The 16,470-nt window shown below is 58.9% G+C and carries 10 protein-coding genes; 4 read left to right on the top strand and 6 right to left on the bottom strand.

Going from position 1 to position 16,470, the window contains the following annotated elements; translation table 11 throughout:
* The first annotated feature begins 22 nt into the window (after positions 1-22).
* Positions 23-1,855, top strand: a complete 1,833-nt coding sequence (locus ACYZTZ_RS04500; RefSeq protein ID WP_461997355.1) for an ABC transporter ATP-binding protein — start codon at positions 23-25, stop codon at positions 1,853-1,855.
* 158 nt (positions 1,856-2,013) lie between these two features.
* Here the strand turns inward: ACYZTZ_RS04500 and ACYZTZ_RS04495 are convergent, their stop codons facing one another.
* Positions 2,014-3,138, bottom strand: coding sequence for a GNAT family N-acetyltransferase (locus ACYZTZ_RS04495; protein WP_461997354.1), 1,125 nt, complete (start codon positions 3,136-3,138; stop codon positions 2,014-2,016).
* Between the two features lie 283 nt (positions 3,139-3,421).
* Between ACYZTZ_RS04495 and ACYZTZ_RS04490 the strand changes: the two genes are divergently transcribed.
* Positions 3,422-4,753: a putative porin gene (locus ACYZTZ_RS04490; protein ID WP_056742651.1), complete on the top strand. Its 1,332-nt coding sequence runs from the start codon at positions 3,422-3,424 to the stop codon at positions 4,751-4,753.
* Between the two features lie 168 nt (positions 4,754-4,921).
* Here ACYZTZ_RS04490 and ACYZTZ_RS04485 read toward each other — a convergent pair whose 3' ends face one another.
* From ACYZTZ_RS04485 to aceK, 3 genes are all read right to left on the bottom strand, one after another.
* Positions 4,922-6,043, bottom strand: coding sequence for a beta-ketoacyl-ACP synthase III (locus ACYZTZ_RS04485; RefSeq protein WP_461997353.1), 1,122 nt, complete (start codon positions 6,041-6,043; stop codon positions 4,922-4,924).
* 238 nt (positions 6,044-6,281) lie between these two features.
* Positions 6,282-10,193, bottom strand: a complete 3,912-nt coding sequence (gene hrpA / locus ACYZTZ_RS04480; protein WP_461997352.1) for an ATP-dependent RNA helicase HrpA — start codon at positions 10,191-10,193, stop codon at positions 6,282-6,284.
* A 272-nt stretch (positions 10,194-10,465) separates the two neighbouring features.
* Positions 10,466-12,184 (bottom strand): bifunctional isocitrate dehydrogenase kinase/phosphatase, encoded by a 1,719-nt coding sequence (aceK, locus tag ACYZTZ_RS04475; RefSeq protein ID WP_461997351.1) that lies wholly within the window; start codon positions 12,182-12,184, stop codon positions 10,466-10,468.
* Between the two features lie 129 nt (positions 12,185-12,313).
* On the opposite strand from aceK, the gene ACYZTZ_RS04470 reads away from it, so the two are divergent.
* Positions 12,314-13,222, top strand: a complete 909-nt coding sequence (locus ACYZTZ_RS04470; protein WP_461997350.1) for a DMT family transporter — start codon at positions 12,314-12,316, stop codon at positions 13,220-13,222.
* Between the two features lie 76 nt (positions 13,223-13,298).
* Here ACYZTZ_RS04470 and ACYZTZ_RS04465 read toward each other — a convergent pair whose 3' ends face one another.
* Positions 13,299-14,162: a DMT family transporter gene (locus ACYZTZ_RS04465; RefSeq protein ID WP_461997349.1), complete on the bottom strand. Its 864-nt coding sequence runs from the start codon at positions 14,160-14,162 to the stop codon at positions 13,299-13,301.
* Positions 14,163-14,755: 593 nt separating this feature from the next.
* On the opposite strand from ACYZTZ_RS04465, the gene ACYZTZ_RS04460 reads away from it, so the two are divergent.
* Positions 14,756-15,163 (top strand): hypothetical protein, encoded by a 408-nt coding sequence (locus ACYZTZ_RS04460; protein WP_461997348.1) that lies wholly within the window; start codon positions 14,756-14,758, stop codon positions 15,161-15,163.
* Positions 15,164-15,429: 266 nt separating this feature from the next.
* Here ACYZTZ_RS04460 and ACYZTZ_RS04455 read toward each other — a convergent pair whose 3' ends face one another.
* A complete protein-coding gene (locus tag ACYZTZ_RS04455; protein ID WP_056742630.1) occupies positions 15,430-16,368 on the bottom strand; it encodes an aspartyl/asparaginyl beta-hydroxylase domain-containing protein in 939 nt (312 codons plus the stop codon).
* Between the last annotated feature and the right edge of the window lie 102 nt (positions 16,369-16,470).

Below are 16,470 nucleotides of genomic sequence, written 5' to 3'. Positions count from 1 at the left end.
CCCGTGCGCGGGCGGAGAACTGATGCTTTATCGCCGTTTCGAGAAACTGATCGACATTTTCCGCGATGCCCCGACGACCGCTCCGCCGGATCGGGTTCTGCCTTTTTATACCTATTACTTGAAGCAGGTCTGGCCGAGTTTCGCCGTCCTGCTGTTCGTCGGTCTGATCGGTGCGCTGATCGAAGTGGCGCTGTTCAGTTACCTGAGCCGCATCATCGACCTGACCCAAGGCACGCCTAACGTCGATTTCTTCAAGGAACACGGCATCGAGCTGGCCTGGATGGCGGTGGTAGCCCTGGTTTTTCGGCCGATCTTTGTTGGCCTGCATGACCTGCTGGTGCACCAGACCCTGAGCCCCAGCATGACCAGCCTGATCCGCTGGCAGAACCACAGTTATGTGCTCAAACAGAGCCTGAATTTTTTCCAGAACGACTTCGCCGGGCGCATCGCCCAACGCATCATGCAGACTGGCAACTCGCTGCGCGATTCGGCCGTGCAAGCCGTGGACGCGCTGTGGCACGTGCTGATCTACGCGATCAGTTCGCTGGTGCTGTTCGCCGAAGCCGACTGGCGCCTGATGATCCCGCTGCTGACCTGGATCGTCGCCTTCATCAGTGCCCTTTACTACTTCGTGCCACGGGTCAAGGAACGCTCGGTGGTGTCCTCCGATGCGCGCTCCAAACTCATGGGGCGGATTGTCGATGGCTATACCAACATCACCACCCTGAAGCTGTTCGCCCACACCAACTTCGAGCAGCAATACGCTCGCGAAGCGATCAAGGAACAAACCGAAAAAGCCCAACTGGCCGGCCGGGTGGTCACCAGCATGGACGTGGTCATCACCAGCATGAACGGCTTGCTAATCGTCGGCACCACCGGCCTGGCCCTGTGGCTGTGGACGCAGTCGTTGATCACCGTAGGCGCGATTGCCCTGGCCACCGGCCTGGTGATCCGTATCGTCAACATGTCCGGCTGGATCATGTGGGTGGTCACCGGCATTTTCGAAAACATTGGCATGGTTCAGGACGGTTTGCAGACCATTTCTCAACCGGTCAGCGTCACCGATCGCGAGCAGGCCAAACCGTTGCTGGTCACCCGTGGCGAAGTGCGTTTCGAGCACGTGGATTTCCACTACGGCAAGAAGAGCGGGATCATCGGCGACCTCAACCTGACCATCAAGCCTGGCGAGAAAATCGGCCTGATCGGTCCGTCCGGCGCAGGCAAGTCAACCCTGGTCAACCTGCTGCTGCGCCTCTATGACGTGGAGGGCGGACGCATCCTCATCGACGGCCAGAACATCGCCGAAGTCGGCCAGGAAAGCCTGCGCGAGCGCATCGGCATGATCACCCAGGACACGTCCTTGCTGCATCGCTCGATCCGCGACAATTTGCTGTACGGCAAACCCGACGCCACCGACGCCGAACTCTGGGAGGCGGTGCACAAGGCCCGCGCCGACGAGTTCATCCCGTTGTTGTCGGACTCCGAAGGCCGCACCGGTTTCGATGCCCACGTCGGTGAACGCGGGGTGAAACTCTCCGGCGGTCAGCGTCAGCGGATTGCGATTGCTCGCGTGCTGCTCAAGGACGCGCCGATCCTGATCATGGACGAGGCCACCTCAGCGCTGGACTCGGAAGTCGAAGCGGCGATCCAGGAGAGCCTGGAAACCCTGATGCAGGGCAAAACCGTAATCGCCATCGCTCACCGGCTCTCGACCATCGCCCGCATGGACCGGCTGGTGGTGCTGGAAAAAGGCAAGATCGCCGAAACTGGCAGCCACGCCGAACTGCTGGCCCATGGCGGGTTGTATGCGCGGTTGTGGCAGCACCAGACGGGTGGATTTGTCGGCATTGATTGAATTGAATGAACAACACTGAACCTGTGGGAGCGAGCTTGCTCGCGATGACGGTTTAGCATTCAACATTTGTGTCGACTGACACACCGCTATCGCGAGCAAGCTCGCTCCCACATGGATCTGCGACACCCTGATAAACGCGCTAAAGCCCAGGGCGAGGATTAGTCTTGCCGGTAAGGCAAGGCCGTCCTCGCTTCCTCGGCATACGCCAGCACGCCAACGCGCTCTTGCTGCAGGAAGTCTTTGACGGCGGCTTTCAGACCGGGATGGCGCAAGTAGTGCCATGAATGAGTGATCACCGGTTCGAACCCGCGAATCAACTTGTGCTCGCCCTGGGCACCGGCATCGAATCGCTGGAAGCCGTTGGCAATCGCGTAGTCCATGCCCTGGTAGAAACAGGTCTCGAAGTGCAGACGATCAAACTCCGCCAGACAGCCCCAGTAACGACCGTAAAAACTGTCGCCCCCCACCAGACTGAAGGCCATGGCCACCGGCCGTGAGCCTTGCTTGGCCAACACCACACGAATCGACTCTGGCATGCGCTCGGCCAACAGACTGAAAAACTCCCGCGTCAGGTACGGCGCTTGCCGACGCACTGCGTAGGTGTTGGCGTAGCAGGCATAGACAAAATCCCACTGCGCCTGATCGAGTTGCCTGCCTTCAAGCCATTCGAAATCAATGCCCTGCCCCGCCACTTGTTCGCGTTCCTTGCGCATCTGCTTGCGCTTGCGCGAACTGAGGACATCGAGGAAGTCCTGAAAGTCCCGATAGCCGCGATTCTGCCAGTGGTACTGACAGCCGATACGCTGCAACCAGCCCGGCTGCTCGGCCAGGGCCGCGTCGGTGAACGGGTCGGTGAAGTTGATGTGGGCACTGGAGAGTTGTTCGATTTCAAGGTAGCCCGGCAGGCTTTTCAACAGTTCGAAACCGTCCTCGAGCGTGGCCGCCAGTAAACGCGGGCCACTGACCGGACTGAACGGCACGGCGGTCAGCAATTTGGGGTAGTAATCGATACCGGCACGCTCACAGGCATCGGCCCAGGCGTGATCGAACACGTACTCGCCGTAGGAATGCCACTTGCGGTAACTGGGCAGCGCGGCAATCAGGCGGTCGCCTTCGATGTGCAACAAATGCTCGGGTTGCCAGCCGGAATGAGGACCGACGCTGCCGCTGTCTTCCAGCGCGCCGAGAAAGGCGTGGCGCAGAAAAGGCTGATTCTCGGGCACCAGGGCATCCCACGTCTGCGACGCGATTTCGGACAGACTTTGCAGACGTTGCAACGGCATCACCATCCTCACTCTTCATGGCATGAAAGCCTCGCGAGTATCGCTTATCGCTCTGAATTGCACACGAGCAATTCGACGACAGCGCTCTAGCTCAATAGTTCTCGACGACTTTGTATCGTCATCGAGACGCCATCACATTGCCACTGCTCTGTCATAAACCATCGCGATACTGGCGCCTGTTTTTAGAGCGCCGGATTCTATACCCGGCCACTGTTTTCCGTCCGTCAACGGTCGGTTGTGTCCTGGATGGCTCAGTCATCCCATTACATCTTCGGAGATTGATATGCGTCTTGCTTCCACGAAAACTGCGGCGGCCCTGTGTGGCGGGCTGTTGCTGGCCATGAGTGTTCCGGCCAGTGCCGCAGTCGACGCCAAACTGCTCGACATGCTCAAGGCTAACGGCTCGATTTCGCCTGCGCAGTACACCGAACTGCAATCCGAGCTGGCCAGGGATCAAAAAGACCAGCAAATCGCCCGCCAGGCTCAACAAGAGACCAACGAGCAGATCGCAGCGACCGCGAAGAAAACCAATGAACTGAGTACCTTCGACCAGAAACTGGCGTGGGCTGCCAAGACCCAATTCAAGGGTGACGTGCGTTTCCGTGAGGAAACGGTCCACAACGATGGCGTACCGAACAACAAAGACCAGGATCGTCAGCGCATTCGTGCCCGTCTGGGTGCCTACAGCGAAATCAACCCGCAAGTCGACACCGGTATCCGTATCGCCACCGGCAGCAACGACGACGCCCGCTCCACCAACCAGGACCTGAACAACTACTTCGACAAGAAGTCGATCTGGCTGGACCAGGGCTACGTCGACTACCACCCTGACGCGATCAAGAACCTGCACCTCATTGGCGGCAAGATGTCTCAGCCATGGGTAAGCATGGGCGACATCATCTGGGATAGCGACATCAACCCGGAAGGTCTGGCTGCGACTTACAAATACCCGCTGGGCGGCAGCACCGAGCTGTTCGGTAGCGCCGGCCACTACACCCTCAAGGACAACGTCGACGGCGAGGGCGTGCAGTTCAAACACGACCTGCGCCTGTACGCTGGCCAGTTGGGTGCGCGCTTCGCCATCACCGACAGCATGAAAATGACCTTGGGCGGCAGTATCTACTCGTACGACAACGACAAGAACAGCGCCTGCCCTACCACCGGCACCGTCACCGCGCCATGCGCCCTGGCCGTCAATGGCAACAGCCCGAACGAAACCTTCAAACTGTACGAAGGCTTTGGTCAGCTCGACTTCAGCAACCTGCCAGTACCGCTCTCGTTGTACGGTCAGTACGTCAACAACAAAGACGCGAGCAACGATCAGGACACTGGTTGGTTGGCCGGTGTGAAGTCCAAGATCTACGGCTTCGCAGTGGACTACAACTACCGCGATGTACAGCGTAACGCGGTGGTCGGCGCCTTCACCGACTCCGACTTTGCCAACGGGTACACCGGTTCGCGCGGCAGCAAGTTGAAAGTGAGCTACGAGTTGGACAAGAACTTCAACCTCGGCGCGACGTACTTCATGGCTACATCTGACCAAACCAACGCCAGCCTCAACAAGAAAGACTCCGACATCAACACCCTGCAACTGGATGCCGAAGCGAAGTTCTGATTCCCCGCTACACGACTCGGGCAAGGAAGCTCGAGGCGCTTTTACAAACTCGCGTTGTGGTATCGGTCCCCATCATCCGTCCGATTCTGCAGCGCGAGTTTTTTTGTGCAAAAAAAATCGTCCGACCGCAGGCGAGAGCCTGCGATCGGACGATTCTTTAAAGCGAACTCAGCGCTTGCGCAGAATCACGCTACCAATCGAGTAACCGGCGCCGAACGAGCTGAGCACTGCCAGCGAACCGGCGGCCAGATCGTCCTGGTTCTTGTGAAACGCGATCACGGAACCGGCGGAGCTGGTGTTGGCGTAGGTGTCGAGAATCACCGGGGCTTCTTCTTCGGTGGCTTCGCGGCCCAGCAGCTTCTTGACGATCAGGTGGTTCATGCTGAGGTTGGCCTGGTGCAGCCAGAAGCGTTTCACGTCGCTGATGTTGAGCGTGTTCTCTTCCAGGTGCGTAGCGATCAGCTCGGCGACCATCGGGCAGACATCGCGGAACACCTTGCGGCCTTCCTGCACGAACAGTTTGTCCTTGGCACCGACACCCTCTTCCGCCGCGCGGTTGAGGAAGCCGAAGTTGTTGCGGATGTTGTTGGAGAACTTGGTCAGCAGCTTGGTGCTGACAATGTCGAACTGGTACTTGGACGTCGCCAGATCAGCACGTTCGATGATCACCGCGGTAGCGGCGTCGCCAAAGATGAAGTGGCTGTCACGGTCACGGAAGTTCAGGTGACCGGTGCAGACTTCCGGGTTGACCATCAAAATCGCCCGGGCCTGGCCCAATTGCACGCTGTTGGTCGCCGCCTGAATGCCGAAGGTCGCCGAGGAGCAGGCGACGTTCATGTCGTAACCGAAACCCTGGATGCCCAAGGCTTCCTGGACTTCGATGGCGATGGCCGGGTAGGCCCGTTGCAGGTTGGAGCAGGCGACGATCACGCCGTCGATGTCCGCGGCAGTTTTGCCGGCACGCTGCAAGGCTTGCTCGGCGGCGCCGATGGCCATTTGGCAAAGCACCGACCACTCGTCATTCGAGCGTTCCGGCAAGCGTGGCGCCATGCGTTGCGGGTCGAGGATGCCTTCTTTGTCCATGACAAAACGGCTTTTGATGCCAGAGGCCTTTTCGATAAACGCCGCGCTGGACTCGGTCAACGCTTCGATTTCACCGCGCGCGATGGCGTCGGTATTGTCGGCATTGAATTGCGCGACGTAAGCGTTGAAAGACTGCACCAGCTCTTCGTTGGAGATGCTGTTGGCCGGGGTGTACAGGCCGGTGCCGCTGATGACGACGTTATGCATGGTCGTTTCTCTAATCTGTTCAGGCAGAAAGTGTTGGCACCGACGTACCAACACACAAAGGATCTGCTCCCGTCAGGGGGAGCAAACCTGGCATCGCTTTATTCCGATCCGCCCAGACCTTTGAAGGCTCAAAACCGCGGGGCCGGCGTTTATAGGCGCGAAGTTTGCCATAAACATTGGGTTTTGGCGCCTATTGGCTGGATGACTCCCACCCACAGGTATTGCACAAGCCTCGGGCCTACGGTTCGACTTGGGTCCATTGCTTGTTCAGGCGCTTGTCGGAGATCGGCACCTTGGTCCCCAATTGTTGGGCGAACAGGGAAACCCGGTATTCCTCCAGCCACCAGCGATAGAGCTCCAGTTGCGGATCGCGTTTGCCTTCCTGGGCATGTTTGTTGGCGCGGGTTTGATATTGCGTCCACAGGCCAGACAATTCACCGCTCCAGACCCGATCCCTCTGCACTTGAGCGCCGATTTTCTCGAAGCGCTGCTCGACCGCTTTCAGATAACGCGGCAGCTCCTTGAGCCACTGCATCGGGGTTTCCCGGACAAACCCCGGATACACCAGATGACTGAGCTGCTGCTTGATGTCGTTCAGGGCCACGGCTTGCGCCAGATCAATCTTGCCCTTGAAGCGTTTTTGCAGGCCGTGCCAGAGCTTGAGGATTTCCAGCGTCAGCTTGGCCAGGCGCTCGGCGTGCTCGGTCCAGCCGCCGCGCTTGCGTTCGGCCAGCGATGCCAACCCGGCACCATCTCGTGGCAACGGATCTTCGCCATCGAGAATGCAGCTGTCGAGGCTGGCCAGCAGGATGTCTTCGACCAGACTGTCGATGCGCCCCATGTCGCGGTACATCAGGCCCAATTCGGTCAGTCCCGGCAACTTGCTGCGCAGGAACTTCGCCGGTTCGGCCAGTTGCTGCATCAGCAAACGCTGCAAGGCCCGACGATGCTGAAACTCGGCTTCGGCCGGCGTCGAGAAACGTCCTTCCTTGACCGTGCCGCTCTCTTCCACCAGCGCCGGATACACCGTCATCGATAGCCCGGCGATCTTCTGCTGGGTTTTCTCGGCGACGGCGGCAAACACTTTGGGCTCCACCGGTTGCTGGTTTTTCGCGGTTTGCGGCACGGCCAACGCAGCCTGACTGGCTTCGGCAAAGCGTGCGGTCAGTTCCGCCAGATCACGCCCCTCGCCCAGGAACTTGCCCTGGCCGTCAACGATTTCCAGGTTCATCCGCAAATGGCTGTCGACCTGCTGCGACGCTTCGGCCCAGGCTTCATCGCTGACCCGCGCACCGGTCATGCGCAACAGCTCACGGCCCAAGGCCTGCGGCAACGAGCCCTCGGCGAAGGTCATGCGCTGCAACGCCGCTTTGACGAAGTCCGGCACCGGTACGAAATTCTTGCGCAGGGCTTTGGGCAGGTTGCGCACCAGCGCGATGCACTTGGCCTCGATCACGCCCGGCACCAGCCATTCCAGACGTTCCGGCGGCAGCATCGGCAACAGCGGCGCCGGCACGCGCAGGGTCACGCCGTCACGCGGGTGGTTCGGTTCGAAGTGGTAACTCAGCGCCAACTCCAGATCGCCGATGTGCAAGGTGTCCGGGTAATGCAGGGCAGTGACTTCGCTAGCCTCCCGGGCCAGCACGTCTTCTTCGCGCATGATCAGCAGTTGCGGGTCTTTCTGGCTGTTGACCCGATACCAGCTGTCGAAGGTCGCGGTCTGGTGGATCTCCGCCGGCAGTCGCGCATCGTAGAAGGCGAACAGGGTTTCTTCGTCGGCGAGAATGTCGCGACGGCGAGCCTTGGCTTCCAGTTCGTCGAGCTGTTCCAGCAGTTGCGCATTGGCCGTCAGGCACTTGGCTTTGGATTGAATCTCGCCGCGCACCAGACCTTCACGAATGAAGAACTCACGAGACACCACAGGGTCGATCGGCCCGTAATGCACCGGCCGGCGACCGACCACGATCAGCCCGAACAAGGTGATTTGCTCGAAGGCTACGACCTGACCGCGCTTCTTCTCCCAATGGGGTTCGAAGTGGTTTTTCTTGATCAGGTGCCCGGCCAAGGGTTCGATCCAGTCGGCGTCGATCTTGGCGACCATGCGCGCGTAGAGCTTGGTGGTTTCCACCAGTTCGGCGGCCATCAGCCATTGCGGACGTTTTTTACCGAGGCCCGATGATGGGTGAATCCAGAAACGCCGCTGACGCGCACCGAGGTAATCGCCTTCATCGGTTTTCTGGCCGATCTGGCTGAGCAGCCCCGAGAGCACGGCTTTGTGCAGTTTCGGGTAATCCGCCGGCTCTTTATTGAGGCTCAACTGCATGTCGCGGCAGATCAGGCTCAGCTGCCGATGGGAGTCGCGCCATTCGCGCAGACGCAGGTAATTCAGGAAATTCTTGCGGCACCAATTACGTAGCGGACTGGCGGTCAGGGCCTGACGCTGTTCTTCGAAACCGCGCCACAGATTGACCAGCCCGGCGAAGTCCGAGTCCACGTCTTTCCATTGCGCGTGCGCCTGATCGGCCGCTTGCTGACGTTCTGGCGGACGCTCGCGCGGGTCCTGAATCGACATGGCGCTGGCGACGATCAGCACTTCCTGCAAGCTGCCGAGTTTCGCCGCTTCCAGCAGCATGCGGCCCATCCGTGGGTCCACCGGCAGCCGCGCCAATTGGCGACCGAGCGGGGTCAGCTGGCTGTTGCGGTCGACCGCCGAGAGTTCTTGCAGCAGGTTGAAACCGTCGCTGATGGCCTTGCCATCCGGCGGCTCGATAAACGGGAAATCGGTGATCTCGCCGAGGCGCAGATGCAGCATCTGCAAAATCACCGCCGCGAGGTTGGTGCGCAGGATTTCCGGGTCGGTAAATTCCGGGCGACCGATGAAATCCTCTTCACCATAGAGGCGGATGCAAATGCCCGGCTCGACTCGCCCGCAGCGACCTTTACGCTGGTTGGCGCTGGCCTGGGAAATCGCTTCGATGGGCAGGCGCTGGACCTTGGCGCGGTAGCTGTAGCGGCTGATGCGCGCGGTGCCGCTGTCGATCACGTAACGAATGCCCGGCACCGTCAGCGAGGTTTCCGCGACGTTGGTCGCCAGGACCACGCGACGGCCTGGGTGCGACTGGAAAATCCGCTGCTGTTCGGCCGGCGACAGTCGTGCGTAGAGCGGCAGAATTTCGGTGTGCTTGAGCTGAGCCTTGCGCAGCATGTCCGCCGCGTCGCGAATCTCACGCTCACCGGGCAGGAACACCAGCACATCGCCGGGGCTTTTGCGCTCGCTGCGTTCGAACGCGGCGATTTCGTCGAGGGTGGCGAGGATCGCCTGATCCACGGTCAAGTCATCCTCGACGCGGTTGCCCTCTTCGTCTTGCTCCAGGGTCAGCGGGCGATACCAGGTTTCCACGGGGAAAGTGCGGCCGGAGACTTCGACAATCGGAGCGTCATCGAAATGCTTGGAGAAACGCTCCAGGTCGATGGTCGCCGAGGTGATGATGACTTTCAGGTCCGGACGACGCGGCAGCAGGGTTTTCAGGTAACCGAGCAGGAAGTCGATGTTCAGGCTGCGCTCGTGGGCTTCGTCGACGATGATCGTGTCGTAGCGTTCGAGGTAGCGATCGTTCTGGGTTTCCGCCAGCAGGATGCCGTCGGTCATCAGTTTGATCAGGGTGTTGGAATCGCTCTGATCCTCGAACCGCACCTGATAGCCAACCAGCGCACCCAACGGCGTCGCCAATTCTTCGGCGACCCGGCTCGCCACACTGCGGGCGGCGATTCGACGGGGCTGGGTGTGGCCGATCAGGCCATGCTGACCGCGACCGATTTCCAGGCAGATCTTCGGCAACTGGGTGGTTTTACCCGAGCCGGTTTCACCGGCAATGATCAGCACCTGATGCTTGAGCAGCGCTGCCTTGATTTCGTCGCGCTTGGCGGCGATCGGCAGGCTGTCGTCGTAACGAATCACCGGTAGGCTGGCGCGGCGCGCTAGCACCTGATCACAGGACGCCTGCGTGCGCGTCACCCACTGGGCCAGCTTGGCCTCGTCAGGTTTTTTACGCAGCTCAAGCAACTGCCGCCGCAGCCGGTGGCGGTCGGCGAGCATGGCGTGATCGAGGTTTTTCAGCAGTTTGTCGATGGAAGGCGATTCGTCAGTCATCAGGTACGCAATAAGTCGTCTAGTGGCGCAGGGGGCGGATTGTCGCAGATTTGCGGGGTGTTTGGCGTGTCAGTTGGGGCCCCAATCCCCTCACCCTAGCCCTCTCCCGGAGGGCGAGGGGACTGACCTATGTGACTTTCGAAAATTTGCGACCTGAGATATCGAGGGGAATACACGTTCTGAAACCACCACAGATCGGCTCCCTTTCCCCTCTCCCCTGTGGGGCGGTCCGACGTTTCGGGAGGGCTGGGGTGAGGGGTGGTTTTCAGCCGTTACTCGTTATCCAGGCCTTTGCGCCGATACGGAAACACATCAATCACCTTCCCGGCCCGAATCGCCTCTTGCAGGCTTTTCCAGTAATCAGCGTTGTAAAGCTCACCATGCAACTGATCAAACAACTTCCTTTGCCCCGAATCAGCAAACAAAAACGGCGGAAACTCTTCAGGAAACACATCCAGCGGTCCGATCGAATACCACGGCTCCGAAGCCATCTCATCTTCCGGCGTGCGCGGTTGCGGGATGTGGCGGAAGTTGGCTTCAGTCAGGAAGCAGATCTCGTCATAGTCATAAAACACCACCCGCCCGTGACGCGTGACGCCAAAATTCTTCAGCAGCATGTCGCCGGGAAAGATGTTCGCCGCCGCCAGTTGCTTGATCGCCAGGCCGTAATCTTCCAACGCCTCGCGGACCTGAGCGTCGTTGGCGTTCTCCAGATACAGGTTCAACGGCGTCATCCGCCGTTCGGTCCAGCAGTGGCGGATCAGCACGGTGTCGTCCTCTACCGACACGGTGGACGCTGCCACTTCGAGCAATTCTTGCAGACAGGCCGGGTCGAACTTGCTCAACGGGAAGCGGAAGTCGGCAAATTCCTGGGTGTCGGCCAAACGCCCGACCCGGTCGACGCTCTTCACCAAACGGTACTTCTCGATCACCGTGGCGCGGTCGACGTTCTTCGACGGCGAGAAGCGGTCCTTGATGATTTTAAATACGGTGTTGAAGCCCGGCAGGGTAAACACGCTCATCACCATGCCACGCACGCCCGGGGCCATGATGAACTGGTCGTCGGTGTTGGCCAGGTGATTGATCAGCGCCCGGTAGAACTCGGATTTTCCGTGTTTGTAAAAGCCGATCGAGGTGTACAACTCGGCGATGTGCTTGCCCGGCAGGATGCGTTTGAGGAAACCAATGAACTCCGCCGGCACCGGCACGTCGACCATGAAATACGAACGGGTGAACGAGAAGATGATCGACACGTCCGCTTCATCGGTGATCAGCGCATCGATCTGAATCCCGCGACCTTCGCGGTGCAGCAGCGGAATCACCAGCGGCCACTGTTCGTCCTGGGTATAGATGCGCCCGACCAGGTACGCGCCTTTGTTGCGGTAAAGCACCGAGGAAAACAGTTCGACGCTCAGCTCCGGGTCCTTGCAGACCCAGTCCGGCAGGTTCTCGCGCAATTGTCCTTCGAGACGACTCAGGTCGCCCGCCAGGTTGGCGTAATCCTCGCTGAAGCGGTAGTCGGCAAAAATGCTCGCGAGCATGCCGGACAGCTGGCCCTGAGGTTTGTAGGTGCGGGTTTGCGCGGCGCGGGCCCGGCGCAGGCTCGGCCGGGTGGTGTGGATGAACATGCAGCCGTCGCTGATCAGGTCGTGGCTGAACAGCCCGCAGAAAATCGAGTTGTACCAGGTCTCGGAGAGTTCATCGTCGAAGCGCAGGTCGATCAGCGTGATGTATGCGCTTTTGACCAGCGGCCAGCAACTGACGTCCAGCGTGTCGGCGTCAAACGCGATGCGCAGTCGTGCCACCGTTTCGCTGACTTTTTCTTCGTAGAGATTGATCCGCGCGGCCGACGCCGATTGCGTCTCCTGCCACTTGGCTTGCTCGAAGCGAGCCCGGGCGCCGTCGGTGATCTGGCGGAAATGCTCGCGATAATCGTCAAAGCCATCGAGGATCATTCGGGCGATGTCGGCGGCTGGCCATTGCTGCGGCATAGGTAAAACCTCGGCGGCTGATTCTTATCGTGGGGCCTGAGCTTAGTGGCCCTTTGTTACGCAACGCAACCATTGCCTTGTGTCCTGACTGGCGCGACACTTGCGCGCCAATCAAGGAAGGAAAGCGCCGTGAACCCCGTCGATACTCTGCGTTTGTTGTCGCTTGCCGCCATTTGGGGCGCGAGCTTTCTGTTCATGCGCATCATCGCCCCGGTGATTGGCACAATCCCCACTGCTTTTTTCCGCGTGTCGATTGCCGCGGTCGGCCTGTTGGTGATTCTCGGGCTGATGCGCATCAGCTGGGATTTCAAAGGCAAACTCAAAACCGTGATGCTGCTCGGAGTGATCAACTCCGGGATTCCGGCGACCCTGTACTCGGTAGCCGCCCAGGTGCTGCCAGCCGGTTACTCGGCCATTTTCAACGCCACCACGCCACTGATGGGCGTGCTGATCGGCGGTCTGTTCTTCCATGAAAAACTCACCGCCGCCAAACTTGGCGGCGTGTTCCTCGGGCTGTTGGGCGTAGGCATCCTGACCCGAGCCGGTCCGGTGGCGTTCGACATGCAACTGCTGATGGGCGCCCTCGCCTGCCTGCTCGCCACGACCTGCTACGGTTTCGCCGGGTTCCTCGCGCGACGCTGGCTTGATCAGGCCGGTGGTCTCGACAGTCGTCTATCGGCGGTGGGCAGCATGCTCGGCGCGACGTTGTTTCTGTTGCCGCTGTTCGGTTACAGCGTGATCAGCCAGCCACCGGAGAGCTGGGGCGGCTGGAGTGTCTGGTTGTCGTTGCTGGGTTTGGGGCTGGTATGTACCGCGTTGGCGTACATTATTTACTTCCGCCTGCTCAGCTCGGTCGGGCCGGTGAAGTCGATGACCACGACCTTTCTGATTCCGCCGTTCGGGGTGCTGTGGGGGGCGCTGTTGCTGGATGAGCCGTTGTCGATGGCGCACATCTATGGCGGGGTGTTGATTGCGGCGGCGTTGTGGTTGGTGCTGAAGTCGGCGGTGGTGAAGTCGAAAGAGGTGGTTGCCAGGTAGTTTTGTGGTGTGGGCCGAGCAAGCACTAGCCAAATAAAAAAAGACCTGGAACTCATGCCCCAGGCCTTGTTTTGTTTCAGGCGTTTTTACGGAATACGAACACCAGACCGATGATGATCAGCAACATGCCAAGCATGCTCAACGCCGCCAGCCGGTTGCCGAAAATCAGGTAGTCCATCACCGCCGTCACCGCCGGCACCAGGTAAAACAGGCTGGTGACATTCACCAGATTGCCCCGTGCAATCAGCCGATACAGCAGCAACGTCGCCAGCACCGACACCACCAATCCCATCCACAACACCGGCACGATAAAACCGGTGCTGTGTTCGAAATGAAAGGGTTGGAACGGCACGAAGACTCCGCAGAGCAACAGCCCGGCCAGGTACTGCACTGGCAGCGTGCCGAGTGGATTGTCGGTGATGCGCTTCTGCATGATCGAGCCGAACGTCATGCTCGCCAGCGCCAGCAAACCGAAGAGCATTCCGGCGAACGACATGCCGGCCAGACCAATGCCCTGATAGACCACCATGATCAACCCGGCCAAACCCAGCGTCAGACCGAACATTCTGCTGGCTGATCGCTGACGCTCCATGATCACCACCGTGAGAATCGGCTGCACGCCCATGATCGTTGCCATGACGCCCGGAGTGACTTTCAGGTCCAGGGCCAGCAGATAGAAAATCTGATAAGCCCCCAGCAACACCACACCCGTGGCCATCGCATACACCATCGGCTTGCCGCCCTTGGGCAGCTTCAGCTTGAGCAACGGCACCAGCAGCACCAATCCGCAGATTGCGATAGCGAAGCGAAACAGCAGAAAGGCAAAGGGTGACGCGTGGGCCAGGCCCCATTTTGAGAAGATCGCCCCGCTGCTCCACAGCAGAACGAACAGGCTCGTGGACGCCGCCGCGAGCGCGGATTGTTTCGAAAGGACAAACATGAATACCACCTGTAGTCAGGCAAAAAGCCAACTCAGCCGAAGCTGAAATTCAGTAGTTTTTTTCAAGCGGGCGCTTTTTCAGACGGGCGTGGGAACAGCAGAAAAAAGCTGATCAGCCCGAAAAGCCAACGCCTGGCGGTGATACGACTGCGCACACCGGCGTGCTACTGACAGGTGGAGGGTAATGACTGATCTGCGCAGGCTGCTGATTCCCGCACGGCACGACGCCAGCGTTGACCGCTGAATCGACTACCGCGTTGATGAGGGAAGCTGGCATGGGCTGATCTTTTTTGATGGATTGGACGGTGGGTAGAAAACCACCGAGCGCCGACTATAACCAGCGACTGACATGGATTGCAATGACTTGGACAAAGGGCCACTAAAGACAGCAAAAGAAGCGCTGCTTACTCTGGATGAAATGAAATCGCCCGCTTTGGGAGACATGGAATGCAAGAGATCGAATGCCAAGGGAACGGACGTATCTTCGGTATCAGTTGTATAGGTCAAGGGCTCGACAACTGGCCAATTTCTCTATAGCTCAGCCGGCCAACGAGCTAGAGCCAAATAGCACCCGAAACAATGTATTAGCGAGCGTGCGATTCGAAGCGATCAATGCAGATGCTTTGACTGCTTTCAGCCTCTGGGATGAACCACACTTTTCATGGGACGAGGTCATTGCCTGGAAGGCGAAAGAGCCCATTGCACTGGATCTGGCTATCTGGTTTGGCCTCGAATTATGTGGGCTGTGCTTTGCCAATCCCAACAACAGCCGACTTCGAGTCAGGATTGTCCGGTTGGAAGGCAAACCAGGCAGGCCTCGTCTCCTCAAAAACCGTATAGCCCCACTGGCGTTGATCGCCGTCGAACATTACGCACGAATAATCGGCAGTACGCTGATAGAAATTCAGGAACCGGCAGAAGGTGCGGTCCCTATTTATCAAAAACTCGGTTTCGAGTTCGACAATGAAGACCGTCTTGTGATGGCCATAGGGAGCGACTAGTATCGTGAGAACTGTTCAATTTAAGATCAACGCTGGAGGCAATATGCGAGCTCGCGTTAAAAAGTCTTCCGCCCAAGGTGAATCGCCCAAGGCAGAAACAAAACCCATGCCGACAAAGCTTTCCGACAATCAGCTTCGCTTTCTCAAAGTAGCCTTGACGGGTACCCACATCGACGAACCAGACCTGCTCGCGGGACGTCCCTAGCTTTCTCCAACTCAAAAAAAACCGCTCTTAAAGAGCGGTTTTTTTCTTATGTGAACCGGCCTCAACCAAACAACCAATACCCCAACAATGTCAGCACCACCACCGCCAACACCGGTCGCAGCACACGGTAGGCCTTGGGATTACGACGCTTCCACCGCTTGACCACACCGCTGAACTTGTCACTGGAGTTCTTGCTCCAGGCATAGACCTGATTGATCCCGCCAACCCGTTCATCATCAAGATTCTGCGGTGCAGTGGCGCGACCCAAAAAGCCACTGATCCAGCGGTTGATGCGGGTCATCAGGCGGTTGCTCAGCGGTCGTTCGATGTCGCAGAACAGGATGACCCGAGTCTTGTCGGTTTCATTTTTGACCCAATGCACGTAGGTTTCGTCGAACATCACGTCTTCGCCATCACGCCAGGCGTAGACCTGACCGTCGACGAAGATCCGGCAATCGTCGGAGTTCGGCGTCGACAACCCCAGGTGATAACGCAGGGAACCGGCGAACGGATCGCGATGCGGGTTGAGGTGGCTGCCGCCTGGCAGCAACGCGAACATGGCGCCTTTGACGTTGGGAATGCTGCTGACCAAGGCCACGGTTTTCGGGCACAAGGCTTCAGCTGAGGGAAGCGGTTTGTCGTACCACTTGAGGTAGAAACGCTTCCAGCCTTTCTTGAAGAACGAACCGAAACCGGCATCGTTGTTCTTTTCAGCGGCGCGAATGTAGCCCTCGTCGAACAGGTGCATCGCTTCGTCGCGGATGACTTCCCAGTTGTCCTTGAGCACGTCCAGTTCCGGGAACTTGCTGCGGTCCAGATAGGGTTTGGACGGTACACCGGAGAACAGGTACATCAAGGCGTTATAGGGCGCGAACAAAGCTGAATGGTTGACGAACTGACGCAGGACCGGCAATCGTGCCTTGCCGCGCAAATGCACATAGAGAGTGCTGCCGAGGAACAGCAGCAACAGCGACGCTTTCGCGGCAAGGGAAAAGGTCATCAACAACTCCTTGATAGTAGACAACTCTGCACAACGCCATTTACCCAACGTGGCAGCCGGCCATGATAAACACTACCGGCCTCGGGAAACACCCGTGTATCC

This window comes from Pseudomonas sp. LB3P58, from assembly GCF_054897895.1.
Note: the sequence above shows the minus strand (reverse complement) of the source record. Positions and strands in the feature narration are given on the sequence as shown.

Coding starts and splice junctions, on each gene's coding strand:
- ACYZTZ_RS04495 (WP_461997354.1), bottom strand. CDS start 3,138: ATGCCGTTGCAACGTCTGCAAAGTCTGTCCGAAATCGCGTCGCAGACG.
- ACYZTZ_RS04465 (WP_461997349.1), bottom strand. CDS start 14,162: ATGTTTGTCCTTTCGAAACAATCCGCGCTCGCGGCGGCGTCCACGAGC.
- ACYZTZ_RS04455 (WP_056742630.1), bottom strand. CDS start 16,368: ATGACCTTTTCCCTTGCCGCGAAAGCGTCGCTGTTGCTGCTGTTCCTC.
- ACYZTZ_RS04490 (WP_056742651.1), top strand. CDS start 3,422: ATGCGTCTTGCTTCCACGAAAACTGCGGCGGCCCTGTGTGGCGGGCTG.
- ACYZTZ_RS04500 (WP_461997355.1), top strand. CDS start 23: ATGCTTTATCGCCGTTTCGAGAAACTGATCGACATTTTCCGCGATGCC.
- aceK (WP_461997351.1), bottom strand. CDS start 12,184: ATGCCGCAGCAATGGCCAGCCGCCGACATCGCCCGAATGATCCTCGAT.
- ACYZTZ_RS04485 (WP_461997353.1), bottom strand. CDS start 6,043: ATGCATAACGTCGTCATCAGCGGCACCGGCCTGTACACCCCGGCCAAC.
- hrpA (WP_461997352.1), bottom strand. CDS start 10,193: ATGACTGACGAATCGCCTTCCATCGACAAACTGCTGAAAAACCTCGAT.